Source organism: Leptothrix toolikensis (SeqCode), from assembly GCF_057922285.1.
The window spans coordinates 1-22,320 of sequence record NZ_JBYSVC010000016.1; the positions used below are offsets into that span (position 1 = coordinate 1).

Consider the following 22,320-nt stretch of genomic DNA (forward strand, 5'->3'; position numbering starts at 1 on the left):
CGGCACCCCGGCGCGGGCCGAGGGGGAATCGACGCACGTTGTAAAACGCCCCGCCATACAAAGCCCACAACCCCCCCGACACGCCTAACTCACGATCCCCCTCGCCTTCGGCGGGCATCAAGCTGTTGTCCAGCCAAAGGAAGAAAAACGAAGAGCCAATCCAGACCATGGCAGTGAGGACGTGCAAACACCGCAACAGCACATGCGCCCAATCCAGCAAGTAGGTTTCCATCGTGAACCCTATGCGCTTAAAAACTTGGTCGCCGCCATTGTTACACCTTCACCCATGGCCTCACAAGGCAGCCTTACTGCCGTAGCTTGTAGCCGCTGGCCAGCAGCCGCAGGGCCAACGTGCCCACGACCACCAGACTGCTGACCACAACAGCTAGGCTGGTCCAAGGCGAGACATCGCTCACCCCGAGAAAACCATGGCGAAAGCCATCAATCATGTAAAAAAACGGGTTGAAGTGACTGACCGTTTGCCAACGCTCGGGCAAGGAATGGATCGAATAGAAGACACCGGACAGAAAAGTCATCGGCACGATGATGAAATTTTGAAACGCGGCCAACTGATCAAACTTCTCGGCCCACAAGCCAGCAATCAAACCCAGTGCGCCCAGCATCGCTGCGCCCAGAACGGCAAAAACAAGCACCCAGAGCGGTTCAGCCGGCCCTTGAGGTGCGAACCAAACGGTGCCAAGCCATACACCCAAACCCACCACCAGACCACGCACGACCGAAGCCCCCACATAAGCGACGAACCAAGCATGGTGGCTCAACGGCGTCACCAGCAGCAGCACCAAGTTGCCGGTGATCTTGCTTTGAATCAGGCTCGATGAGCTATTGGCAAAGGCGTTTTGCAGCACGCTCATCATCACAAGACCAGGAATCAGGAAGTGGGTGTAGCCCACTGCGTCATAGACCTTGACGTGGTCCTCTAGCACATGACCAAAGATCAACAGGTACAGCACCGCTGTCAGGATCGGAGCGGCCACGGTCTGAAAACCAACTTTCCAAAAACGCAGCACCTCCTTGTAAAACAGGACAGAGGTACCCGTCAAAGGACCGTAATAGGGTGTCGGTGTTTTCATGGTTGCGTCTGCGCATCGGCTGCTGAGGTGGGGGCGTTTTGCATGATGTCTAGGAACACATCCTCCAAGTCGGCCCGACCGATTTCAAGATCTTCAATGTGGACGCTTGCTTGACGCAATTGGGCCAAGATCACCTCGACCTCGACCGCATCGTGCGCCGTGATCTGCACCATCCGACCCGTGACCCGACACGGGGCCGATAAGGTGACCGGCAAGGCGTTGTCGGTCTTGAAGCGCAACATCGTTGCGGCCCGACCGGCCAGCAATTGAGATGTCGTCTCTAGGGCTACCACTCGCCCTTGCTTGAGCATGGCAATGCGTCCGCACAGGGCTTCGGCCTCTTCAAGGTAATGGGTGGTCAAGAGCACCGTGTGACCTTCGCGGTTGAGCTTGGCGATGAATTGCCACAAGGTTTGTCGCAACGCCACATCCACCCCAGCGGTGGGCTCATCAAGCACGATCACGGGTGGACGATGTACCAAGGCTTGGGCCACCATCACCCGGCGTTTCATGCCACCCGAGAGCTGGCGCATGTTGGTGTCGGCCTTGTCGGTGAGCCCCAAGCTGTGCAACAACTCGTCGATCCAAGCGTCGTTGTGGCGCACACCAAAGTAGCCACTTTGAATCTTCAAGCTCTCGCGTACCGAGAAGAAGGGGTCGAACACCAGCTCCTGCGGCACGATGCCCAAGGCCCGGCGCGCAGCTGCAAAGTCATGCACCACATCGTGGCCCATGACCGTGACCGAGCCTGAGCTGGCCCGAGTCAAACCGGCCAGCAAGCTGATCAAGGTGGTTTTACCGGCACCGTTAGGACCCAATAAACCAAAAAACTCGCCTTGCTCGATCTCGAAACTCACCGCCGACAAGGCTTGCACAGCGCCACGTGGGCCAGCGTAGCTCTTGCTGAGTTGATGAAACGACACGGCAGCCGAGGCGGGCATGGTGGGCAAAGATAGAGGTGGGTTGGGCATGGTGGGCGCGATTGTAGGGAGCAGGAGCCCCATCAGTGCGGACAGCTCAACATTAAGAATTCGATTAAGCTCGGAGCCCTAAGTCACCGTGATCTTGACCCCATGCGCTCCACTCCCATGCTTCCCGCCCGCTTTGTCGTCTTGGCCACGACCTTGGTTATGGGGTTGGTCGCCAGTCCCATCACCCAAGCGGCGTTGCAAGATGAAGTGCAGGTCTATGACGACAGCATCAACGAAGTCGGTGAATTTGGTGTTGAACTGCACATCAACACCACCCCCAGTGGCTCTGCCACCCCCAGCTACCCCGGCGAGGTGGTTTCGCTGCACGGCTGGCGCCTGACGCCCGAATTTTCTTGGGGATGGACCCGAACTGTGGAGTTAGGGCTGTATGTACCCACCGTCATGGATGCCCAAGGAAACTACCAATTTGCCGGGCTCAAAGGCCGCATCAAATGGCTGCCCGTCCAACCCGATGCCGCACTGGGCGGCTGGTTTGCCGGTGTCAACTTCGAGCTGGCCCATGTCAAACCCGAATACGACCCAGCCAAGTACAGCACCGAGACCAAGCTGATCGGTGGTTATCGGGGCCCACATAGTGTGATCAGCACCAACTTCAACATAGGTACAGAAATCGATGGGCCCAACGCCAGCCAGCGCCCTGAGTTGAGCTTCAGCATCAAGGCGACCCACGCACTGAAAAGCTATCCGACCCTTTCGCCCGGTGTCGAGCTCTACACCGATTTAGGTCGGGTCGGTCAACCCTTGGCGGATCGCGATCAAGACCGGCGAATGTTTCTCACCTTGGATCTGGATCGCAAACCGTGGGAATTCAGCTTCGGCATCGGCCGGGGCCTGACCCCGGTGGCCGATACGTGGACGCTGAAAATGATCACCGAGATCCCCTTCTCGCTTTAAGCGCTTTAGGCTTTAAGCAACTCCATCCGCCCCCCCAACCAGCGCAGCATGTGCGCCCGAGCCTTGGCAGGTTGACGCTTCAAAAGTGTGGCAGCCGCTTGGCGCGCTTTGACCAGCAAGGGCTCGTCTTGCTGCAAATCCGCAAAGCGCAGCAAGTTATCGCCTGATTGACGCTCACCCATCAACTCGCCGGGTCCGCGAATCTCTAAGTCGCGCCGGGCGATCTCAAAACCATCTTGGGTCTCCACCATGGCCCGCAGCCGATCTCGCCCCGTGGCCGACACCGCTGCACCGTGCAGCAGCATGCACACACTGGCCGTGGCACCGCGCCCCACTCGGCCGCGCAGCTGGTGCAACTGCGCCAAGCCGAAACGATCAGCATGCTCGATCACCATCACGCTGGCGTTGGGCACATCGACACCCACTTCGATCACCGTCGTCGCCACCAACACTGCCAATTCAGCGGCGCTGAAGCGTGCCATGACGTCCGCCTTTTGCGCCGCCGGCAAACGGCCATGCAGCAAACCCACCCCCACGCCCGGCAACGCCTCTGAAAGTTCTTGATGGGTGGCCGTCACATTGGCCAAATCCAGCGGTGGCCGGCCGAGCAGATCGGTCTTGGGCTTGTCATCCTCGGTAGCTTCCACTTCTTCGATCAGCGGACACACCCAGTACACCTGCCGCCCCTGCGCCACCGCCGCCTGCACCCGCTCAATCAAAGCATCGCGCCGCGACTCAGGCAGCAAGCGCGTCACGATGGGACTGCGCCCCGGCGGCAAGGTGTCGATGGTGCTGACGTCCAGATCGGCGAAATAGCTCATGGCCAAGGTGCGCGGAATGGGCGTGGCGGTCATCATCAGCAAGTGCGGCTCTAGACCTCGCCCGGCATCGGTGAGCTTGCGGCGCAGCGCCAGCCGCTGTTGCACGCCAAAACGGTGCTGCTCATCGACGATCGCCAGCCCCAGACGCGCAAATTGCACCTCGTCTTGAATCACGGCATGGGTGCCCACGATCAATTGCGCCTCCCCTGAAGCCACCCTCGCCCGCTCCTGCACCCGCGCCTTGCCCTTGCGGCTGCCAGTGAGCCACGCCACTTGGATCGGCGCACCGCGCAGGCGCAAAGGAGCCAACCACTCGACCAACTTGCGCCAGTGCTGTTCGGCCAAGATTTCGGTCGGGGCCATGAGCACACATTGCCAACCCGCATCCAGCGTCACCGCTGCCGCCAAGGCCGCCACCACTGTTTTGCCAGAGCCCACATCGCCTTGAAGCAGTCGGTGCATGGGGGCGGTGGTAGCCAAGTCGCCGGCGATTTCCTCGACCACCCGTTGCTGGGCCGCCGTCAAGGTGAACGGCAAGACCGCCAGCAATTGCGTGGGCAAACCCTCAGGCACGGCGCGCAACGCCGGGGCTTTGAGCTGCGCCCGGGCCTCATGGGCCAGTTGCTGCGAGATTTGCTGCGCCAGCAACTCCTCAAACTTGAGCCGTTGCCAGGCTGGATGCATCCGCTGTTCCAGCGCCGCAAGCGGGGCATCGGGTGGGGGCTTGTGCAAAAAATGCACCGCTGAACGCAGCGCCGGCAGACCCGCAGGGACCAGCTCCGCCGGAATCAGCTCGCTCAGATCAGCGCGCTGCAAAGCGTTGTCGATGGCGCGGCGCAAATAAGCCTGTGGCAATTGCGCCACCGTCGGATAGACCGGCGTCAGCGCTGCGGCAAGCGGCACATCCCCTTGGACCGCTTTGAAGGTGGGATGGATCATTTCTCGCCCCGCAAAACCCATGCGAACTTCGCCACGCACCCGCACGCGCGCCCCCACGGCCAAGGTTTTTTGATGCGAGGGATAGAAATGTACAAAGCGCAGCAGCAAGGTGGCGCTGCCGTCATGCACCGTCACCAGCAATTGCCGGCGAGTGCGCGTTTCGATGCGGGCCTCACGGACCAACCCTTCGACTTGCACCGTCTCGCCATCACGCACTTGGGCCATCAGGCTCAGGCGCGTCTCATCTTCATACCGCAAAGGCATGTGCAGCGCCAAGTCCATGTCACGGACGAGACCCAGTTTTTGCAGGGCGCGCTGGGGTGCTGACAGAGGTGATGGCGATAAAAGCTGTTCAGGCATGAAACAATTCTGCATGCTATTGAACGATGCCCTCTCTCACGCACCCCGCCATCATGTTGTGGCGGACTTCGATTTCGAACTCCCCCAAGAGCTGATTGCCCAAAGTCCAGCGGTTGAACGCACCGCCTCGCGCCTGCTCGATGGCCGTCAGCTGCCACCCACCCATCGCATCTTTCGCGACTTGCCCGACCTCCTCAGCCCGGGTGACTTGCTGGTTTTCAATGACACCCGCGTGATCCGCGCCCGGCTTTATGGCACCAAGGACACCGGCGGAGCCGTTGAGGCTTTGGTGGAACGTCTCCTCGCCACACCCGGTGATATCTGGGCGCATGTGCGGGCCAGCAAATCACCGCGTGTGGGTCAAAGGATTTGGTTCCACAACGAGGTCACGGGGGAACGGGTCAAGGCCGATGTCCTTGGGCGCTGTGGTCCCGATAACGGCTTGTTCCACCTGCGCCTGCCCAGCGAGGTGCTGCCGATCTTGGATCGCCTGGGCCATGTGCCCCTGCCACCCTACATCACCCACGCGGATAACGCGGATGACGAGCGGCGCTATCAAACCGTCTTTGCCCGCCAACCCGGTGCCGTAGCCGCCCCCACAGCGGCGCTGCATTTTGATCAAGCCCTGCTTGACCAGCTTGCCGCACGCGGTGTTCAAAGCGCCCACGTCACCTTGCACGTCGGCGCGGGCACCTTCCAGCCCGTGCGCGTCGAGGATTTGAGTCAGCACCGCATGCACAGTGAGCGCTTTGAGGTACCGCCCTCGACCGTCGAAGCCATTGCCCGCACCAAGGCAGCCGGTGGACGGGTGGTCTCGGTCGGCACCACCACCCTGCGCGCGCTCGAATCGGCGGCGCGCAGTGGTGTGTTGCAGGCCGGAGCGAGCGAAACCGAGATCTTTATCACCCCAGGGTTTGACTTTCAGGTGGTGGACCGGCTGATCACCAACTTCCATTTGCCACGCAGTACCTTGCTGATGCTCGTCAGTGCCTTTGCCGGATTCGATACGATGGGTGCGCTCTACCGCCTTGCCATCGAGCAACGCTACCGTTTTTTCAGCTACGGTGATGCGATGTTGCTGGATCGGTTACAGATCCAGTCCCAAGACCATTAAACTGCGCGCCTCATTCGACGCACGCATTCGACGTGCGCACCACCCATGGCCCATGCTTTTTCCAAAAAGACCCACGCACCCTTCGAACTGAAAAGTGCAGCGATGACCTTGGTCGCTTTGATCCTGAAAACCACGGATCTGCGGGCCTTGGCCGATGCATTGGCGCAGCAATTTCAGGACAGTCCGCAATTGCTCGATCACGATCCCGTCATCGTGGACTTGGCAGCCATCTCAGCCAGTGAGAGCGGGCCAGATTTTGAGGCCTTGATCCAGCTGCTGCGCCAATTCCACTTGATCACGGTGGGTGTGCGCGGCGGCAATCCCAGCCAGATGGCGGCCGCCAAAAACGTGGGACTGATCGATGCATCGGAATACACGCAACCCCCAACGCCAACCCCAGCCAGTGCCGCGCCAAGCATCGTCGCCCCCACTTTGTTCATTGATCGCCCTCTGCGATCCGGACAACAGGTCTACGCCCGAGGCGGTGATTTGGTGGTGATGGGTATGGTCAGCTTTGGGGCCGAATTGATCGCCGACGGCAACATCCACGTCTATGGTCCCTTGCGAGGCAAAGTCATTGCCGGAGCACGCGGCAACACGCAAGCACGCATTTTTGCGACCGTCATGGAACCTTCATTGATTGCCATCGCAGGTATCTATCGAACCACAGAATCCCCCCTAGCCGAGGAGGTCTTGGGCAAGGCGGCCCAAATTTGGCTGGACGGCGAGAGCCTGTTGATAGAAGCTATAAAGTGGTGAGCGTTTACAACGCTAAAAAATTTAGAAAGGATCCCAAACGATGACCAAAATCATCGTGGTGACCTCCGGTAAGGGCGGGGTCGGCAAGACCACAACAAGTGCCAGCTTTTCAACAGGGCTGGCCCTGCGCGGGCATAAGACCGTCGTGATCGACTTTGATGTGGGCTTGCGCAACCTTGATCTCATCATGGGTTGTGAACGCCGCGTCGTGTATGACCTGATCAATGTCATCCACCAAGAGGTGAACCTTAACCAAGCGCTCATCAAGGACAAAAACTGCGACAAGCTCTACGTCTTGGCCGCATCCCAAACCCGTGACAAAGATGCGCTCGACAAAGATGGCGTCGGCCGGGTTTTGAACGAGTTGATGGAGATGGAGTTCGAGTTCATCGTGTGCGACTCGCCCGCAGGGATCGAGACAGGCGCGTTGATGGCGATGCACTATGCCGATGAAGCCTTGGTGGTGACCAACCCCGAAGTCTCTTCGGTGCGCGATTCGGATCGAATTTTGGGCATGCTCAGCTCCAAAACACTCCGAGCTGTCGAAGGTCGCGAGCCGGTCAAAGAGCACTTGCTGATCACCCGCTACAACCCCGCACGGGTTGAAGAAGGTCAGATGCTCTCGCTGGATGACATCCACGAGATCCTGCGTATTCCGCTGATCGGTGTAATTCCCGAATCCGAGGCGGTCTTACAAGCCTCCAACCAAGGCGTGCCGGTGATCCACATGGGTGATAGTGACATCGCTGAGGCTTACAAAGACATGGTGGCGCGCTTCTTGGGTGAAGAGCGACCCATGCGATTCATCGAAACAGCCAAGCCAGGTCTGTTCAAGCGACTGTTCAGTCGGAGGTAAGTCCATGGGACTGCTGTCATTCATTCTCGGCGACAAAGACAAAACGGCCAGTGTCGCCAAGGAGCGCTTACAGATCATTTTGGCGCACGAACGCTCCAGTCGCGGGGCAGCCGTCCCCGACTATCTGCCGGCTTTGCAGCGCGAGTTGCTTGCGGTCATTTCTAAGTACGTCACCATCGACCCCAGCGACATCAAAGTGCATCGGGAGCGCCAAGACAACTTTGATGTGCTTGAAGTGAAAATCGAACTCCCGGACATCGTGCAGCGTTGACATGACCCTGATCACTGATCAGGGTTTCAGAGCCCGTGCCAGCCGAAAACCGATATCAACTTCAGCGCTATGTGCCCAAGCTCGATGGGCTGGGCGGAGATGCACGGAGGGAGTTTTCCAAGATCCGCCGCGTGCCATCCGGGCCACATAGGGGTCACTACCACTTGTTGCCGCACCTTGGTCACAGTGTTCCGTCCAAGCTGATCCGTCCGCCGGCGCACCCGCAAGACTTGCATGAAAACAGTCTTGCACCCACTCCCAAACATTGCCTTGCATGTCGTAGAGGCCAAAGGCATTGGGCTTGAAACTGCCCACATGCCAAGCCCCAAGACGGGGCTCGACACCTTCGTCCTCGGCTTCATGATGCGCAAGGAGGGGCGCGCCCCCACCGGCGTAAGCGCTTTGAGAACCAGCGCGAGCCACGTATTCCCATTCCGCCTCACTGAGCAGTCGATAGTTTTGTCCTGTGCGCTGACTGAGCCACTCGGCGTACTGGCTGGCCTCTCGCCACGCGATATTCACCATGGGCAAACGCCCTGCCCCGGGTACAGCGCCCATGCCGGTGCTTGAAGATTGCGCCTCACAGGGACCATCGGTCACACAAATCTGCCAGTCGTCGCGACTGATTTCGAATCGCCCCACAGCAAACTGCTTCAGGATCATCACCCTGTGCTGTGGCCCCTCGTAGACCTCACGCCCAAGCTCCGTTTCGGGGCTACCCATCAGGAAGCTGCCCGCCGGCACAACCACCATTTGCGGGCATAAAGCGCAGTCGTGGAACACCGTGCCTGCGAGCGTGCTTTGGCGAATCAGGTCGTCAGGCACGGCGGCAGGTGGGGCCGCCAAGGCCGGCAGCATCACTGTCAACCCTGCGGCGGCCACGATGGCCCTCTTCATCATGGGCGTGACACCCCTGTGCGCAAAGCGTGCGAAGCCAGCGCCAGCTCCGTGATGCGCGCCCAGTCGCCGTTCTTGACCGCATCGGCCGGCGTGAGCCACGAGCCGCCGCAGACTTTGACGTTGGGCAGCGCGAGGAACTGTGGCGCGTTCTCGGGCGTCAAACCGCCGGTGGGGCAAAACGACACATCGTGAAAGGGGCTGGCAAAGGCTTTGAGGAGGTTCAAGCCCCCGACCGCCGTGGCTGGGAACAGCTTCAAAAAGTGATAGCCGTCGGCGTTGGCCGTCATGACCTCGCTGGCGGTGGACACCCCCGGCAGCAAAGGTAGGTCCAGTTCTAGGCAAGCCTCGCCGATGGCCGAGGTGTAGCCCGGGCTGACGGCAAAGCGCGCGCCGATCTTTTTGACCGCCTCGGCATCAGCCACCGAACGCACCGTGCCCGCACCAACGATAGCCTCCGGCACCTCGCGGATCATGGCCTCCATGCACGCCAGCGCCACGGGGGTGCGCAGCGTCACTTCCAACACCCGTACACCGCCCGCCACCAGCGCACGGGCCAAAGGCACCGCGTCTTCCAGACGGTCCAAAACGATCACAGGGATCACCGGGCCGTACTGGGCCAGTTCAATGGTTTTCATGGGGTTCCTTTGAAGTCGAAGCAGATTCAGAGCCAAGTCACCGCGCCCTCTTCGGCGGTGCGCACGTTACGGCGCATACCACCAAAGAGTTCCCGGCCCAGGCCGTGGGCGTTGTTCTCAGCCAACTCGTCGGGCAACACAGCGATCACGCGCTCAGCCCAAATGTGCGCCGGCACCAGCGCGTCCAGCGTGCCGGCCACAGCGTCCAGACGCAGCAGATCACCCGTGCGCACTTTGCCCAGCGCACCGCCAGCCAACACTTCGGGGCTGACGTGGATGGCAGCGGGCACCTTGCCCGAAGCCCCGCTCATGCGCCCGTCGGTGACCAGCGCGACCCGAAAGCCCTTGCCTTGGAGCACCGCCAACGGTGGGGTCAGCTTGTGCAGCTCGGGCATGCCGTTGGCCTGCGGGCCTTGGAAGCGCACCACGGCGATGAAGTCGCGCTCCAATTCGCCCGCCTTGAAGGCCGCTTGCAGGGCGTCTTGGGTGTCAAAGACGATGGCTGGGGCTTCGATGATGTGGCGATCCTCGGGCACCGCTGAGGCCTTGATCACGGCCCGCCCCAAATTGCCGGCCAAGAGCTTCAAGCCCCCGCTGGCACTGAAGGGGTCGGAGGCCGGACGCACCACGCTGGTATCGCCACTGCGCATCGGCGCTTCGATCCAGCGCACGCCTTGGCTCGTGTCAGCCGCAGCCACCGGCAACTTGGTTTGGGCCCGCAAGCTTGGGCCGTTCACGCTCAGCACATCGCCGTGCATGCAACCCGCATCAAGCAGCTCACGGATGACAAAACCCGGGCCACCGGCCGCTTGGAACTGATTCACATCGGCTGCGCCGTTCGGATAGACCCGCGCCAAAAGCGGCACCACCGCTGAAAGGTCGGAGAAATCGGTCCAGTCGATCAAGATGCCCGCCGCCCGCGCCACCGCCACCCAGTGGATCAGGTGATTGGTCGAGCCGCCCGTGGCCAACAGCGCCACCATCGCGTTGACGATACAGCGCTCATCCACGATCTTGCCAATGGGGGCTTGCTCGCTGCGCAGCGCCAGCACGCGCTGCACCGCCGCACGGGTCAGGTGCTCGCGCAAGCCGTCGTGCGGATGCACAAAAGCGGCCCCCGGCAGATGCAGGCCCATGGCCTCAAGCAGCATCTGGTTGGAATTGGCGGTGCCGTAAAAGGTGCAAGTGCCCGCACCGTGATAAGCCGCTGACTCGGCCTTGAGCAGATCACCGCGTCCAACCAGCCCTTGGGCGAACTGTTCGCGCACCTTCGATTTGTCGCCGTTCGACAGCCCTGACGCCATCGGCCCGGCAGGCACAAACACGCAGGGCAAATGACCAAACTGCAAAGCACCGATCAAAAGCCCCGGCACGATCTTGTCGCAGATGCCCAGCAACAGCGCCGCATCAAAGGTGTCGTGGCTCAGGCCGATGGCGGTGCTCATTGCGATGGTGTCGCGTGAGAACAGGCTCAGCTCCATGCCCGGATAGCCCTGCGTCACGCCGTCGCACATCGCCGGCACACCGCCCGCCACTTGGGCGGTCGCACCATGGCGGCGCGCCTCGTCGCGGATCAGCGCCGGGTAACCCTCGTAGGGCTGATGGGCTGAGAGCACATCGTTGTAGGCCGTGAGGATGCCAATGTTGGGGCCCTTCTCGGCCACCACCCGAAACTTGTCCGAGCCCGGCAGCGCCGCAAAGGCGTGTGCGACGTTGGCACAGCCCAAGCGCTCTGGCCCGCGTGCGCGCTGCGTCATCGCATCGACACGCCGCAGATACGCCGATCGCAACCCTTGGCTGCGCTCACGGATGCGTTCAGTGATTTCGACCACAGCAGACTTCATGACACCCCTTTGAAACCAGAAGTGCAAGTATCATGAAACTAAGTTTCAGCGTCAAGCCTCAGTGAGGCACCCTCATCAAGCGCAGCATCAACTCGATCCGAGCTTGCACAGGCGTGAGGCTGATGAGCATGTCGGCAGGATCAGCCCGCAGGATCGGGCCCAGGGCGCAACGGCTGCTGAGGATACGGGCCAGCCGCGTTGGGTCGGGGTCAACGTGCTCAAGGGCTGACTCGATGGCATGGTGCAAGGTCGCATTGCCCGTGCCAGCCAAGACCACGCCTCGCACTCCGGCCTGGATCCACGCTTGAAGTTGCGCGCAGAGCAGCTCTTCTTCAAGCCCAGCATGGCTGAGCAAGATCACTACTTTGGGCCAAGTGTTCACCGGCGTGTGAACCAGATCCAAACCATAAGGCGTGGACACAGCCTGAGCTTTAGGATCCAAGGTTGCCCAAGGACGAAAACGCCGCAAGCGGCCCTGTTCCATCACGCCCAGCGGCCCGGCATCGCCAGAGCTGAATGCGTCGAGTCGATGGGTATGGAGCTTGCGCACGTCCATGGCACTGTGGATATATCCAGCCATGGCCACCAACACACCCGTTGCGCCACTTTGCGCAGCGGTCGCCACCACGCTCAAGGCGTCGGCCAAGTTTTGTGGGCCATCGGCTTGCAAGGAAGTAGCGGGTCGCATCGCCGCCGTCAACACCACCGGCTTGATGGGTGCCAAAACGCGGTGCAAGAAGTAAGCGGTTTCTTCGAGGGTGTCGGTGCCGTGGGTGATCACCACGCCCTGCACCTCTGGCCTCGCCAAGTGATGCGCCAGTCGTGTGGTCAAGTCTTGCCAGACGGCGTGTGACATGTCTTTGCTGTCGAGCTGCGCCACCTGTTCGGCCTCGACGTGCCAGCGCTCACCGGCTGGCGATACCGGCCCCAAACCTTTGAGTAGATCCGCGACAGCCAGTTGTGCGGCCACATAACCCAGCTGATCGGTGGCTCGGTCCGCTCGACCGGCGATGGTGCCGCCGGTCCCCAAAACGACGATGGTGTCGGAGTTCATGGAAGAACTTGTCATAGATGCACGCCTGTATAAAAATCCAGCCACTGGATGAACATACAGCCGATGATCCTACACAATTCAGGCCCCAAGAGGACACCATGGATCCCCACACCGATGACAGCCCTCGGTTGACTGCCCGGCAGCAACAAATTCTGGAACTGATTCAAAGCACCATCGCCCGCACCGGCTCACCGCCGACCCGCGCCGAGATCGCAGCCGAGTTGGGTTTTCGCTCGCCCAACGCCGCTGAAGAACACTTGCAAGCCTTGGCCCGCAAGGGCGTGATCGAGTTACTCGGTGGCATATCGCGCGGCATTCGCCTCAAGTCCGAAACACTGCAAGCCCTCAACGCCTCACGCATCAAAGGCATCGGCAAGCAGTTTGATCTGCCGCTGGGCGTGTCGTCGGAGATGCTTGCCTTGCCCTTGGTGGGTCGGGTCGCGGCGGGCTATCCGATCTTGGCGCAGGAACACATCGATCAGGTCTACAACGTCGAGCCCTACATGTTCTCGCGCCGGCCTGATTTCTTGCTCAAGGTGCGCGGCATGAGCATGCGCGACGCTGGCATCATGGATGGTGATTTGCTGGCGGTGCAAAAAACCACCGAAGCCAAAAACGGCCAAATTGTGGTGGCGCGTTTGGGCGACGATGTGACGGTGAAACGTTATCGGCGCACCAAGGCCGGCATTGAGCTAACCCCAGAGAATCCCGATTTCGAGACCATCCATATCCAGTCCGATGAGATCGACTTTGCCCTTGAAGGCGTGGCCGTCGGGCTGATTCGCAACACGATGCTGATGTGATATTTCAGGCGTAAAAAAGGCTCCCGAAGGAGCCTTTTTTTAGCCCATGTGCAGGCCGCCGTTGCAGCTGAAGTCAGCGCCGGTGGTGAAGCCGGAGTCTTCGCTAGCCAGCCAAGCGCAGATCGAGCCGATTTCACCCGGCGTACCCAAACGCTTCACGGGGATCGTGGCGACGATCTTTTCCAACACTTCCGGCTTGATGGCGCGGACCATGTCGGTGCCGATGTAGCCTGGGCTCACGGTGTTGACCGTCACGCCCTTGTTGGCCATTTCTTGAGCCAAAGCCATGGTGAAACCGTGCATACCGGCTTTAGCAGCCGAGTAGTTGGTTTGACCTGCTTGACCCTTTTCGCCGTTGACCGACGAGATCTGGATGATGCGGCCCCAGCCCTTTTCAACCATGTCAGCCACCACTTGCTTGGTGACGTTGAACATCGAGGTCAGGTTGGTGCTGATCACAGCGTCCCAGTCGTCACGGGTCATCTTCAAGAACATGCGGTCCTTGGTGATGCCGGCGTTGTTGACCAACACGTCGATCGAGCCGTGCTCAGCCTTGGCCTTGGCAAAGGCTTCAACGGTCGAATCCCAGTCAGCAACGTTACCGACCGAAGCGTAGAAGGTGAAGCCTTCTGCTTTTTGCTCGGCCAGCCACTTGTCGAAGTCACGGGTCGGGCCGCAACCGGCAATGACCTTGAAACCTTCTTTGTGCAAGCGACGGCAGATGGCCGTCCCGATGCCACCCATGCCCCCGGTGACGTAAGCAACTTTTTGAGTCATGTTTGTGCTCCTGAAGAAATTGGTTGGTGTTTGTGATGCCGCTGAGAAATCAACGCTCAACGTTCGATGGTCAGGGCCACGCCCATACCGCCGCCGATACACAGCGAGGCGATGCCCTTCTTGGCATCCCGACGCTGCATTTCATGCAGCAAGGTCACCAAAATACGGCAGCCAGAAGCGCCGATCGGGTGGCCGATGGCGATAGCACCGCCATTGACGTTGATCTTGCTGGTGTCCCAGCCCATTTCTTGGTTGACGGCGCAGGCTTGAGCGGCGAAGGCTTCGTTGATTTCGAGCAAGTCGAGGTCAGCGGGCTTCCAGCCAGCACGAGCCAAGGCCTTTTGCGCGGCAGGCACAGGGCCCATGCCCATGTAAGCCGGATCCAGCCCAGCGCTGGCGTAAGAAGCGATCCGGCCCAGGGGCTTCAAGCCCAAGGCTTCGGCCTTCTTGGCGCTCATCACCATCACGCCAGCCGAGCCGTCGTTGAGGCCGGAAGCGTTGCCAGCGGTCACCGAGCCAGCCTTGTCGAAGGCGGGGCGCAGACCGGCCAGGACTTCAGCGGTGGTTTTGCGATTGACGAATTCGTCGGTGTCAAACACCACCGGATCGCCCTTGCGCTGCGGGATCGACACGCCAACGATTTCGTCTTTGAAGCGGCCCGCGTCTTGAGCGGCCACTGCCTTTTGCTGCGAAGCCAGCGCCAAGGCGTCTTGCATCTCGCGGGTGATGCCGTACTTCTTGGCGACGTTTTCAGCCGTGATGCCCATGTGGTACTGGTTGTACACATCCCACAGGCCGTCCACGATCATCGAGTCGATCAGCTTGGCATCACCCATGCGGGTGCCGTCGCGCGAACCGAGCATCACGTGCGGGCTGGCGCTCATGTTTTCTTGGCCGCCAGCGATGACGATCTCGCTGTCGCCGTCACGGATGGCTTGAGCCGCCAACATCACAGCCTTCAAGCCCGAGCCGCAGACCTTGTTGATGGTCATGGCCGGCACGCCTTGCGAGAAGCCGGCCTTGATCACGGTTTGGCGCGCCGGGTTTTGGCCCGAACCCGCTTGCAGCACTTGGCCGAAGATCACTTCGCCAATTTGTTCGCTGCTCAGCTGGCTGCGCTTGAGCAGCTCACGCAACACCACAGCGCCCAGATCAGGCGCGGCCACCTTGGCCAAGGAACCACCGAAACGACCCACAGCTGTGCGGGTGGCGGCAACGATCACGATATCTGTCATGGAAAGTCTCCTCTTGATGGGTCATCAAACTTTGTGTTTGACATACCGACCCGGCGCTGGTTCGATCGGCCGATATTGGGCCGTGCCGGGTGTCTTGGGTGCCGGCTCCAGAGGGCCGGCGTGCTTGGCAAGCCAGTCAGACCAATCGGTCCACCAGCTGCCGGGATGCTCGGTGGCGCTGTCCAGCCAGTCCTGCGCGTTGGCAGTGAGCTTGGGTGCCGTCCAGTAGTTACGCTTTTTCTTGGCGGGCGGATTGATCACGCCGGCAATGTGACCCGAGGCACCGAGCACAAAGCGCTTCGGTCCCTTGAGCAGCTTGGTACTCATGAACGCCGAGTCCCACGGCACGATGTGATCCTCGCGCGAGGCGTAGAGGTACACCGGGGCCTTGATGGCACCGAAATCAACCGCTTCGCCGCAGACCGTGGTTTTGCCCGGTTCCTTGAGATTGTTTTCAAGGTAGGTGTTGCGCAGGTACCAGCAGTACATCGGGCCGGGCAGATTGGTGCTGTCCGAGTTCCAGTAGAGCAAATCGAACGGCGGCGGCGTTTCGCCCTTGAGGTAGTTGCCGACCACGTAGTTCCAGACCAGATCGTTTGGACGCAGGAAACTGAAGGTGGCACCCAGCTCCTTGCCCTTGAGCATGCCGGGACCATTGGGCGCATCCAGCCCCAGGGTGACTTCGCGCAGGCGCACGGCCGCTTCATCAATGAAGAGATCAAGGATGCCGGTGTTGCTGAAGTCAAGCAGTGTGGTCAGCAGGGTGATGCTGGCAGCGGGTTGTTCACCGCGCGCCGCCAAGACCGCCAAGGCCGTGGTCAGCAAGGTGCCGCCAACACAGAAGCCCAGCGTGTCGATGGTCTCGGTGCCGCCAATCTCTTGCACCACATGAATGGCCTTGATGACGGCTTGCTCGATGTAGTCGTCCCACGTCGTGTTGACCAAGCTGTCATCGGGATTGCGCCAGCTCAGCACGAACATCCGGTGACCTTGGGCCACGGTGTAGCGGATGAGCGAGTTGTCCGGCTGCAAGTCCATGATGTAGAACTTGTTGATGCACGGTGGCACAAACAACATCGGCTTGGCGTGGACTTGCTCGGTCAGGGGCTTGTACTCGATGAGCTGGAAGAGTTCGTTTTCGAACACCACCGTGCCTTCGGTGGTCGCCACATTGCGCCCCACTTCGAACAGGCTTTCATCGGTCTGCGAGACGTGCCCTTGCTGGATGTCCTTGAGCAACTGCGCCACCCCGTGGGTGATGCTCTCGCCCTTGGTTTCCACCGCCTTTTGTTGTGCTTCCGGGTTCAGCGCCAGAAAGTTCGACGGCGCGGCAGCATCGACCCACTGCTGCACGGCGAAGCGCATGCGCTGGCGGGTCTTTTCATCGCCTTGGACGGCATCGGCCAAGTTCAACAAGGCGTTGGCGTTAAGCAGATACGCGGAGGCCAAGAAGCTCGACGCCGGATTGCGCTGCCAAGCTTCAGCCGCAAAACGGCGATCTTTCACTTTAGGGGCTTCGGCGGGCGCAGTCAGCGTGGTGTTCCACAGCGACGTGACCTGACGCAGGTAGTCGGACTGGATGCGACCCAGCGCATCGGGGGCCAAGCTCAAATGGGCAAAACCTTGCAGCGACTTGCCCAAGCTTTCACCCAAGGACAAGACGGGGGTCACTCGATCAGCCGGGGCGGCCTGCGGCGTCGTAGCAGCCGTCGGCTCCTCGGTCGATTTAGCGGACGGTTTAGCGGACGGTTTTGCCCGGGATGATGTCTTGCGTGCAGTGCTCATGTCTCTCCTCCAGACACAGACCTCAACAGACGGCAGTGTCGTGATTTCATGGATTCTTCAGGCCGGCGATCCTGCACCTTGGAGCTTTCATGAAGCTTGTTGTCCAGCCGTGCCAACGGTGCCAACCTTCTGCGGCTTGATCCAGATCGCGGCGGCCATGCGCCCAGTGCGCCCCTGATCGCGGCGATGCGAAAAGTAGCGTTCGGGCTGAAGCACCGTACACCACGCCGCGCTGCCATCGTTGCCATGCACCGAAGCCATGCCCAACGCTTGTAGGCGATCACGGGCCAAGCCCGCCAGATCCGCGAACCATTTGTCAGGCGAACCACCCGGAACAAAATGCCGTTGCCCCATCCCTGCACCATCAAAGGCTTGATGAACCTCGGCCCCGACCTCGAAGGCCGTTGGACCGATGCACGGTCCAAGCCAAGCGACGATGCACTCTGGACCCGTCCCGGTTGACTCACACAGGGCGCGCAAAGTGTTCTCAACCACTCCATGCGCTAAGCCGCGCCAGCCGGCGTGGATCGCCGCAACGCCTCGCGCATCGACCGACGACAACAGGATCGGCAAACAATCCGCCACCCCCACCACACAAGCCACCCCCGCCTCGGTGGTGAGCGCGGCGTCCGCTTCGACGCCATGCAGCGCAGCTTGGGTCGCCCGAGTGATCACCTGAATGTCCACGCCATGCACCTGACGCAACCAAACAGGTTCAGCGCCCAAGGTCGCCGTCCAGCGAGCCCGATTGAGGGCGACATCTTCCGGGGCATCCCCCACGTGATCGCCCAAGTTCAGGCTATCAAAAGGCCTTTGGCTCACACCGCCCAAACGAGTACTCAGGCAGGCACCGACACGGGCCGAGACCGGCCACGTCGGGATCAAGGAAACAGGAGCGTTGGGCATGGTGCCGAGGCGCGCAAAGAGCCAAGCATAGCCGGATTGAGCGATTACACTGCCCGCCATGCAGCCCGTCCGCCGCATCAGGCATTGCCGCTCTTGCGGCTCCCCGGTCGAGTACCGGACCCCTCCCGATGACAACCGCGAACGTGCGGTCTGTGCAGCGTGTGGCGAAGTCCATTACGAAAATCCGCTCAACGTGGTCGGCACCATCCCGGCCTTGGCGGATCGCGTTTTGCTGTGCCGCCGAGCCATCGAACCGCGCCGGGGTTTGTGGACCCTACCTGCCGGCTTCATGGAGCTGGGCGAAACCACGGCGGAGGGCGCGCTGCGCGAGACCTGCGAGGAAGCCGGCGCGCATATCGAGCTGCAAGGCTTGTTTGCGCTGATGAACTTGGCCTCGGTCGGTCAGGTGCATCTTTTTTACCGCGCTCAACTGCTCGATACCCATTTCGATCCCGGGCCAGAAACCTTGGAAGTCGCCCTCTATCGTGAAGACGAGATTCCTTGGGAGACCTTGGCGTTTCGGACGGTACGCACGGCGCTGAAGCAGTATTTCAACGACTACCGACAAGGTCGGTTCGATATTCACTGCATCGATATCGACATCGACACCCGCTGGGCCACGGCCCACGCAGGCTCTTGCATCGACCCCATCGACCATGACGGACACGACGACTAATCCAGCCCCCCCCCCTCGGCCCCAGCCCCAACCCGCAGCGCCGAACCGCCTACGCGAAGACCTGATTCACCCCGACCCCCTGCTCGACTGCTTGCTGGAAATTTGTCGCCTGCACGGTGCCCATGCCTCACGCGCGTCGCTGGCGGCGGGTCTGCCCATGACCCACGGGCGCTTGCCACTGGCGATGATTGAGCGGGCAGCAGCCCGAGCCGGCATGGTGGCCAAGCTTCAGCGTGAAAAGGATGCTGTTTTTGAGACGGCCGTGCTGCCCGTGATCCTGCTGCTGCACGACGACGACGCCTGCGTCTTCTTGGGCCTGAGCCCCGAAGGCGACGCACGGGTGCTACTGCCCGAAAGCGGTCAGGGGGCGGTGCTGATGCCTTGGGCGGATTTGATCCATCGCTACACCGGCTTGACGGTGTTCGTGCGCCCGCAGTTAAACGTCCAAGAACAGCAAAAACACCGTCGTCCCATCTTCCAGGGGCATTGGTTCTGGAGCGCGATCTTCAGCCAGCGTGGGGTTTACCAAGACATTTTGTGGGCGGCGTTGCTGATCAACCTGTTCGGCTTGGCTTTCCCCATCTTCACCATGAACGTCTACGACCGCGTGGTGCCCAACCACGGTATCGAGACGCTCTGGGCGCTGTCGATCGGGCTATTCATCACCTTGCTGGCTGACTTGTACATGCGCAAACTGCGCAGCCGTTTCATCGATGAGGCCAGTGCGCGCATCGACGTGCGGCTCTCTGCCGTGCTGATGGAGCGGGTGTTGGGCATGCGTATGGCAGACCGGCCAGCTTCGGTGGGCTCCTTTGCCTCGAACCTGCGCGGCTTTGAGCAAGTGCGCGACTTCATTGCCACCTCCACCGTCACTGCGCTGGTCGATCTGCCCTTCGGGCTGCTCTTTTTGCTGGTGTTGGCGTGGATCTCGCCTTGGCTGCTGCTGCCTGTGATCGTGGCCTTTGTGCTGATCGTCGGCTCGGGCTACATCTTGCAATACCGGCTGCATGAACTCTCGCAGGGCACGTATGCGGCCAGTGCGCAGCGCAACGCCACTTTGGTCGAAGCCTTGGGCGGCATCGACACCATCAAGACGCAGCGCGCCGAAGGCGTGATCCAAGCGCGCTGGGAGCGCATCAACACCCATTTGGCCTTGATGACGGTGCGCATGCGCTCGCTCTCCAGCCAAGCCAACTACGGCACCCAGTGGTTGATGCAAGTGGTCTCCTTGGCGGTGATCATCATCGGCGTTTACCTGATCAGCACCCATGACCTGACCTTGGGGGCCCTGATCGCGGGATCAACCTTGGCCTCCCGGGCGCTCACCCCAGCCAGCCAGATCGTGAGCCTGCTGCTGCAATACCAAACGGCGCGCACGGCGCTGGAATCCCTCAATGAAATGATGGAACGCCCCACTGAACGTGAGGCAGGACAGAGCTTCTTGCACCGTCAGCAGCTGCGCGGTGAGATTGAATTCCGCGACGTGCATTTCAGCTACCCGAACCGTGATGACAACGCCTTGAGCGGCGTGAGCTTTCGCATCCAACCCGGCGAAAAGGTCGCGCTGATCGGGCGCATCGGCTCAGGCAAATCGACCTTGCAAAAGCTCATGCTGGGTCTGTACACCCCGCAGCAAGGCGCAGTGTTGATCGACGGTATCGACTTGCGCCAGCTTGATCCGGCCGACATCCGGGCCAACATCGGCTACGTGGCCCAAGACGTCACCTTGTTCATGGGCAACCTGCGCGACAACATCACCTTTGGCATGCCCCACGCCGATGACCGCGCCATTCTTGCCGCCGCAGAAACGGCCGGTGTGAGCGACTGGGTGCATCAGCATCCACGCGGCTACGACATGCCCGTGGGCGAGCGCGGCGATTTACTCTCGGGCGGACAGCGTCAAGGCGTGGGCATTGCCCGCGCGGTGCTGCATAACGCGCCCATCTTGTTGCTTGATGAACCGACCAGCGCGATGGATTTCTCGACGGAAGCGCAAGTCACCCAGCGCATCGGCCATTTCGCCGAAGGCAAAACCGTGGTGCTGGTGACCCACCGCACGTCCATGCTCGCCATGGTGCAGCGACTCATCGTTGTCGATGGCGGTCGCATCTTGGCCGATGGTCCGCGTGACAAGATCATCGAAGCCCTGCAAGCAGGCCGAATTACGAGGGCCTCAGCATGACGATGAATATTCAAACAACGCTTGCGCGCCTAAGGGGCTTTTGGGACCGCCTGCACGTCACCGTGGACCCGTTGGCCGACACCACTGGGGTGCGTGGTTTCGAGATCGAGGCCGAAGAGCTTCTTTCGCGCCAACGCACCGTGCGCGCCCAAAAAATCGTACGTACCTCGGTGGTCGTCGTCGTCGTGCTGATTGCATGGGCCGCATGGGCCTCGATTGATGAGGTCACCCGGGGCGACGGCAAAGTCATCCCGTCCCATCAACTCCAAGTGGTGCAGTCCATGGACGGCGGTGTGGTGTCGGAAATTCTGGTGCGCGAAGGCATGCAAGTCGAAGCCGGCCAATTGTTGCTGCGCATCGACGAAACCCGCGCCACCTCGGGCGTGCGCGAAAGTGCAGCACAGGTCTTTGCCTTGCATATCCGTGAGCTGCGCCTCAAAGCTTTGGCCGAAGGCACGGCCTTCCGCCCACCCTCACCCAGCCCGGGCAACAAAGATGAGGCGCAAATCATCGACGAAGAGCGCAATCTCTACCAAGCCCGCGTCAGTGAATTGCAAGCCCTGCTGTCGATCAATCACCAGCAAGTGACGCAGAAAGAGCAAGAACTACTTGAAGTGCGCTCACGCAACGATACCGCGCAACGATCCCTTGTTCTGACGCAAAAGGAGCTCAAGACCTTGCGCCCACTTTTGCGCAGCGGGTCCATCTCCGAGCTCGATATCCTGCGCTTGGAGCGCGAAGTGGTGCGGCAAAAAGGCGACTTTGAACAAAGCACCGCCACCATCGCCCGGGTGCAATCGGCTATTTCTGAGGCTCAACGCAAGACCCATGAAACCGAGTTGTCGTTTCGAAACGACGCCCGCAAAGAACTTTCTGAGGTTCTTGGCCGTTTGAATGCCCTCAACCAAGGGGCCATCGCCTTGGCGGATAAGGTGGATAAAGCGCAAGTCAAGTCCCCGGTACGCGGTCGGGTGCAGCGTTTGCTGGCCAACACAGTGGGCGGCGTGGTGCAACCGGGCAAGGATTTGGTTGAAATCGTGCCCCTAGACGACGCGCTGGTGCTTGAAACACGGGTACAGCCCAAAGACATTGCCTTCATTCACCCGGGGCAAATCGCCACCGTCAAATTCTCGGCCTACGACTTCTCGATCTATGGCGGACTCGAAGCCAAGGTGGAGAACATCAGCCCGGACACCCAAGTGGACGAACGCGGCAACGCCTTCTATGTGATCCGTGTACGCACCGATCACCCCAACCTGAGCGAGAGCATGCCCATCATCGCCGGCATGACCGCTGAGGTGGATATCTTGACCGGCAAGAAATCGGTCCTCGGCTATTTGCTCAAACCCGTTTTGAAAGCTCACGCCTACGCCCTGCGCGAACGCTGATACAGCAGCATTGAGGGGCCCGGGCAATCCGGGTATCC

General features: G+C 60.7%; 21 protein-coding genes. 9 read left to right on the forward strand and 12 right to left on the reverse strand.

Going from position 1 to position 22,320, the window contains the following annotated elements; genetic code table 11:
• The 3 genes from AC3VI7_RS04180 to AC3VI7_RS04190 all read right to left on the reverse strand — a co-directional run.
• Positions 1-232: urate hydroxylase PuuD (locus AC3VI7_RS04180; protein ID WP_489671402.1), on the reverse strand; the 232-nt coding region annotated here is incomplete at its 3' end.
• 73 nt (positions 233-305) lie between these two features.
• Positions 306-1,061 carry an ABC transporter permease gene (locus tag AC3VI7_RS04185; RefSeq protein WP_489668001.1) on the reverse strand — a complete coding sequence of 252 codons (756 nt, stop codon included), beginning with the start codon at positions 1,059-1,061 and terminating at the stop codon, positions 306-308.
• Positions 1,062-1,087: 26 nt separating this feature from the next.
• Positions 1,088-2,032 (reverse strand): ABC transporter ATP-binding protein, encoded by a 945-nt coding sequence (locus AC3VI7_RS04190; RefSeq protein WP_489667899.1) that lies wholly within the window; start codon positions 2,030-2,032, stop codon positions 1,088-1,090.
• A 132-nt stretch (positions 2,033-2,164) separates the two neighbouring features.
• Between AC3VI7_RS04190 and AC3VI7_RS04195 the strand changes: the two genes are divergently transcribed.
• Complete coding sequence (locus AC3VI7_RS04195) at positions 2,165-2,977, forward strand: hypothetical protein (protein ID WP_489667900.1); 813 nt, start codon at positions 2,165-2,167, stop codon at positions 2,975-2,977.
• A gap of 5 nt (positions 2,978-2,982) precedes the next feature.
• On the opposite strand, the gene recG is transcribed toward AC3VI7_RS04195, so the two are convergent.
• The gene (gene recG / locus AC3VI7_RS04200) at positions 2,983-5,097 is read right to left on the reverse strand and encodes an ATP-dependent DNA helicase RecG (protein WP_489667901.1); all 2,115 of its coding nucleotides are present in this window, start codon (positions 5,095-5,097) and stop codon (positions 2,983-2,985) included.
• A gap of 13 nt (positions 5,098-5,110) precedes the next feature.
• Here recG and queA point away from each other — a divergent pair, with 13 nt between their 5' ends.
• Genes queA through minE form a run of 4 tightly spaced genes read left to right on the forward strand, consistent with a single transcriptional unit; the run spans position 5,111 to position 8,097 of the window.
• Positions 5,111-6,211, forward strand: a complete 1,101-nt coding sequence (gene queA, locus AC3VI7_RS04205) for a tRNA preQ1(34) S-adenosylmethionine ribosyltransferase-isomerase QueA (protein WP_489667902.1) — start codon at positions 5,111-5,113, stop codon at positions 6,209-6,211.
• 45 nt (positions 6,212-6,256) lie between these two features.
• Positions 6,257-6,970, forward strand: a complete 714-nt coding sequence (gene minC / locus AC3VI7_RS04210) for a septum site-determining protein MinC (RefSeq protein ID WP_489667903.1) — start codon at positions 6,257-6,259, stop codon at positions 6,968-6,970.
• A gap of 40 nt (positions 6,971-7,010) precedes the next feature.
• Positions 7,011-7,826, forward strand: a complete 816-nt coding sequence (gene minD / locus AC3VI7_RS04215) for a septum site-determining protein MinD (RefSeq protein ID WP_489667904.1) — start codon at positions 7,011-7,013, stop codon at positions 7,824-7,826.
• Positions 7,827-7,830: 4 nt separating this feature from the next.
• Positions 7,831-8,097, forward strand: a complete 267-nt coding sequence (gene minE, locus AC3VI7_RS04220; protein ID WP_489667905.1) for a cell division topological specificity factor MinE — start codon at positions 7,831-7,833, stop codon at positions 8,095-8,097.
• A gap of 18 nt (positions 8,098-8,115) precedes the next feature.
• Here minE and AC3VI7_RS04225 read toward each other — a convergent pair whose 3' ends face one another.
• The 4 genes from AC3VI7_RS04225 to AC3VI7_RS04240 are packed head-to-tail and all read right to left on the reverse strand — an operon-like array spanning position 8,116 to position 12,530.
• A complete protein-coding gene (locus AC3VI7_RS04225; protein WP_489667906.1) occupies positions 8,116-8,997 on the reverse strand; it encodes a formylglycine-generating enzyme family protein in 882 nt (293 codons plus the stop codon).
• Entirely contained in the window at positions 8,994-9,632 is a 639-nt protein-coding gene (gene eda / locus AC3VI7_RS04230; RefSeq protein WP_489667907.1) for a bifunctional 4-hydroxy-2-oxoglutarate aldolase/2-dehydro-3-deoxy-phosphogluconate aldolase, read from the reverse strand. Before eda ends, AC3VI7_RS04225 begins: the two co-directional genes overlap by 4 nt.
• A 26-nt stretch (positions 9,633-9,658) precedes the next feature.
• Complete coding sequence (gene edd, locus AC3VI7_RS04235) at positions 9,659-11,476, reverse strand: phosphogluconate dehydratase (RefSeq protein WP_489667908.1); 1,818 nt, start codon at positions 11,474-11,476, stop codon at positions 9,659-9,661.
• Between the two features lie 58 nt (positions 11,477-11,534).
• Positions 11,535-12,530, reverse strand: coding sequence for an asparaginase (locus tag AC3VI7_RS04240; protein WP_489667909.1), 996 nt, complete (start codon positions 12,528-12,530; stop codon positions 11,535-11,537).
• 98 nt (positions 12,531-12,628) lie between these two features.
• On the opposite strand from AC3VI7_RS04240, the gene lexA reads away from it, so the two are divergent.
• Positions 12,629-13,333, forward strand: coding sequence for a transcriptional repressor LexA (gene lexA, locus AC3VI7_RS04245; RefSeq protein WP_489667910.1), 705 nt, complete (start codon positions 12,629-12,631; stop codon positions 13,331-13,333).
• A gap of 39 nt (positions 13,334-13,372) precedes the next feature.
• Here the strand turns inward: lexA and phbB are convergent, their stop codons facing one another.
• The 4 genes from phbB to pgeF form a co-directional block, all read right to left on the reverse strand.
• Positions 13,373-14,110 carry an acetoacetyl-CoA reductase gene (gene phbB, locus AC3VI7_RS04250; RefSeq protein WP_489667911.1) on the reverse strand — a complete coding sequence of 246 codons (738 nt, stop codon included), beginning with the start codon at positions 14,108-14,110 and terminating at the stop codon, positions 13,373-13,375.
• A 56-nt stretch (positions 14,111-14,166) separates the two neighbouring features.
• A complete protein-coding gene (locus AC3VI7_RS04255) occupies positions 14,167-15,345 on the reverse strand; it encodes an acetyl-CoA C-acetyltransferase (RefSeq protein WP_489667912.1) in 1,179 nt (392 codons plus the stop codon).
• Positions 15,346-15,369: 24 nt separating this feature from the next.
• Positions 15,370-17,130 carry a class I poly(R)-hydroxyalkanoic acid synthase gene (gene phaC / locus AC3VI7_RS04260; RefSeq protein WP_489667913.1) on the reverse strand — a complete coding sequence of 587 codons (1,761 nt, stop codon included), beginning with the start codon at positions 17,128-17,130 and terminating at the stop codon, positions 15,370-15,372.
• A gap of 87 nt (positions 17,131-17,217) precedes the next feature.
• Entirely contained in the window at positions 17,218-18,096 is an 879-nt protein-coding gene (gene pgeF, locus AC3VI7_RS04265; RefSeq protein WP_489667914.1) for a peptidoglycan editing factor PgeF, read from the reverse strand.
• Here pgeF and AC3VI7_RS04270 point away from each other — a divergent pair.
• The 3 genes from AC3VI7_RS04270 to AC3VI7_RS04280 are packed head-to-tail and all read left to right on the forward strand — an operon-like array spanning position 18,095 to position 22,282.
• Positions 18,095-18,712 (forward strand): NUDIX hydrolase, encoded by a 618-nt coding sequence (locus AC3VI7_RS04270; protein WP_489667915.1) that lies wholly within the window; start codon positions 18,095-18,097, stop codon positions 18,710-18,712. The genes pgeF and AC3VI7_RS04270 overlap by 2 nt on opposite strands.
• Positions 18,693-20,894, forward strand: coding sequence for a type I secretion system permease/ATPase (locus AC3VI7_RS04275; protein WP_489667916.1), 2,202 nt, complete (start codon positions 18,693-18,695; stop codon positions 20,892-20,894). Before AC3VI7_RS04270 ends, AC3VI7_RS04275 begins: the two co-directional genes overlap by 20 nt.
• Positions 20,891-22,282, forward strand: coding sequence for an HlyD family type I secretion periplasmic adaptor subunit (locus AC3VI7_RS04280; protein ID WP_489667917.1), 1,392 nt, complete (start codon positions 20,891-20,893; stop codon positions 22,280-22,282). The genes AC3VI7_RS04275 and AC3VI7_RS04280 overlap by 4 nt, the downstream gene beginning before the upstream one ends.
• Positions 22,283-22,320 lie beyond the last annotated feature (38 nt).

Excerpts from the sequence above, each read along its gene's own strand:
- AC3VI7_RS04195 (WP_489667900.1), top strand. The coding sequence starts at position 2,165 with ATGCGCTCCACTCCCATGCTTCCCGCCCGCTTTGTCGTCTTGGCCACG.
- AC3VI7_RS04240 (WP_489667909.1), bottom strand. The coding sequence starts at position 12,530 with ATGAACTCCGACACCATCGTCGTTTTGGGGACCGGCGGCACCATCGCC.
- AC3VI7_RS04275 (WP_489667916.1), top strand. The coding sequence starts at position 18,693 with ATGACGGACACGACGACTAATCCAGCCCCCCCCCCTCGGCCCCAGCCC.
- minE (WP_489667905.1), top strand. The coding sequence starts at position 7,831 with ATGGGACTGCTGTCATTCATTCTCGGCGACAAAGACAAAACGGCCAGT.
- edd (WP_489667908.1), bottom strand. The coding sequence starts at position 11,476 with ATGAAGTCTGCTGTGGTCGAAATCACTGAACGCATCCGTGAGCGCAGC.
- AC3VI7_RS04255 (WP_489667912.1), bottom strand. The coding sequence starts at position 15,345 with ATGACAGATATCGTGATCGTTGCCGCCACCCGCACAGCTGTGGGTCGT.
- phaC (WP_489667913.1), bottom strand. The coding sequence starts at position 17,130 with ATGAGCACTGCACGCAAGACATCATCCCGGGCAAAACCGTCCGCTAAA.
- lexA (WP_489667910.1), top strand. The coding sequence starts at position 12,629 with ATGGATCCCCACACCGATGACAGCCCTCGGTTGACTGCCCGGCAGCAA.
- AC3VI7_RS04280 (WP_489667917.1), top strand. The coding sequence starts at position 20,891 with ATGACGATGAATATTCAAACAACGCTTGCGCGCCTAAGGGGCTTTTGG.
- queA (WP_489667902.1), top strand. The coding sequence starts at position 5,111 with ATGCTATTGAACGATGCCCTCTCTCACGCACCCCGCCATCATGTTGTG.
- AC3VI7_RS04190 (WP_489667899.1), bottom strand. The coding sequence starts at position 2,032 with ATGCCCGCCTCGGCTGCCGTGTCGTTTCATCAACTCAGCAAGAGCTAC.
- pgeF (WP_489667914.1), bottom strand. The coding sequence starts at position 18,096 with ATGGCGGGCAGTGTAATCGCTCAATCCGGCTATGCTTGGCTCTTTGCG.
- minC (WP_489667903.1), top strand. The coding sequence starts at position 6,257 with ATGGCCCATGCTTTTTCCAAAAAGACCCACGCACCCTTCGAACTGAAA.
- eda (WP_489667907.1), bottom strand. The coding sequence starts at position 9,632 with ATGAAAACCATTGAACTGGCCCAGTACGGCCCGGTGATCCCTGTGATC.
- AC3VI7_RS04270 (WP_489667915.1), top strand. The coding sequence starts at position 18,095 with ATGCAGCCCGTCCGCCGCATCAGGCATTGCCGCTCTTGCGGCTCCCCG.
- recG (WP_489667901.1), bottom strand. The coding sequence starts at position 5,097 with ATGCCTGAACAGCTTTTATCGCCATCACCTCTGTCAGCACCCCAGCGC.
- AC3VI7_RS04225 (WP_489667906.1), bottom strand. The coding sequence starts at position 8,997 with ATGATGAAGAGGGCCATCGTGGCCGCCGCAGGGTTGACAGTGATGCTG.
- minD (WP_489667904.1), top strand. The coding sequence starts at position 7,011 with ATGACCAAAATCATCGTGGTGACCTCCGGTAAGGGCGGGGTCGGCAAG.
- phbB (WP_489667911.1), bottom strand. The coding sequence starts at position 14,110 with ATGACTCAAAAAGTTGCTTACGTCACCGGGGGCATGGGTGGCATCGGG.